The sequence below is a fragment of the Caballeronia sp. ATUFL_F2_KS9A genome, assembly GCF_023630765.1.
Lineage (GTDB): Bacteria > Pseudomonadota > Gammaproteobacteria > Burkholderiales > Burkholderiaceae > Caballeronia > Caballeronia zhejiangensis.
In genome coordinates, this window is record NZ_JALQEK010000037.1 from 1 (window position 1) to 1,442 (window position 1,442).

General features: G+C 63.5%; 1 protein-coding gene. It reads right to left on the bottom strand.

The window, feature by feature from the left end; all coding sequences use genetic code 11:
* On the bottom strand, nucleotides 1-1,442 hold a 1,442-nt coding region (locus NCS67_RS25045; protein WP_250437076.1), incomplete at both ends, for a DUF2345 domain-containing protein.

Below are 1,442 nucleotides of genomic sequence, written 5' to 3' on the forward strand. Positions count from 1 at the left end.
TTGTCGTCCTTGATCGAATATCCATCCTCGAAATACTCGATACGCCCGCCGCCGCGCGGCACGTTCGCGAGCATCCCTTTGCCGTTCTCGTCGAGCGTGCCCCATCTGAATGAACCGTCCGGATACGCCACGCGATACGGCGCGTTCTTGACCGGCTCGCCGTTCGGATAGGCGTGCCAAAGCTGCATGCCGGTCGGCTCCTGCTTCGGCATGAGCGGCAGCGCGCTTTGCTTGGTGGCCGATTCACGCACGCGCATCGGTCCCTTCAGGATGATTTCCGGGCCGCCAAATTCCACGCCCGTACTCGTCAATTTGACGTACGCGCCGCCGCAATAGAGCGTCAGTTCCTTCTTGGCGTTGAGCGTGATCGCGTCTTCCGTGCTCGCGATCGTCACGCCCTTGAGCGCGGCGAGATTGAGCGCATCGCCTTGCGCCTGCACGTCGATCTTGCCCTCGGCGGCCGTCACCTTGACGCCCTGCGTATTGGCGAAGAGCGACACGGCATTGCCCGCCGCGACGGTGTAATTGCCGCCGATCGCGGCGTCGGCGTTGCCGCCGGTGCTGGTGAAGAGATGCCCGCCCGCGGCCAGTTGCATGTGTTCGCCGCTCGTGAGCGCAACGCCATGCGGCGCGGATGCGAGGATGACCGCCTGCTGCAAGTCCTTGAGTTGCGTTTCCAGCAGCGACTTCTGCGCCTCGCACGCGGCGACCACGGCCTTGGCCTTGTTGACCGCATCGGAAAGGCTTTGCATGCGTGCTTGCGCCGCCTGCAATTGCGTGAGCGCAGCGCTCATGTCGAGCGTCTGGCCGCCCGCGGTCTTCTGCGCATCGGCGGAAAGGAATAGTCCCTTACCGGCGCGAAGCGCTCCCCACGAATCAGAGCGAAGCTCATAGCCTTCGCCGCGCTTCTGCCTTTCGGCGTTGACGATGTAGCCCAGGTTCAGTTGCGTCTTGCCGCCGTACTCGGTGGCGAGCTTCACGCCTTCCTTTCCCTCGGCGTCTTCGAGCCTGAGCTTGTTGTTGCGGATGGTGCGAATGCTGTGGCGCGTGTTCCATCCATTGCGCCCATGAATTAGGTCGGTCGCGTGGCTGTGGTGATGAGCGTGGGCGATATAAGGACACCGCGGATCGCCGCCCGCGAAGGCTATGCCGACCTCGGTATCGCGTAGGAGCGGCAGGTGAAAGCCCGTCTGATTCGCGCCCGCGAACGGTTTCGCGAGCCGCAGGCGAACGCTCTCGCCGCCTCTGGGCCATTGATCGGTGTCGAAGTCGAAGCGCACGGTGTAGTGGCCGTTCTCGTCTATCTCGGCGTAATCGCTGTCGTCACGCGTGGTAACACGCGCGCTCAACGTGCCGACGATCTTCGGCCACGAGTGCTCCTGCATCGGAATCCGGTAGGGGCGCTCGGCAGGAATGGCCCGGAACGTGTTGTGATACGACTT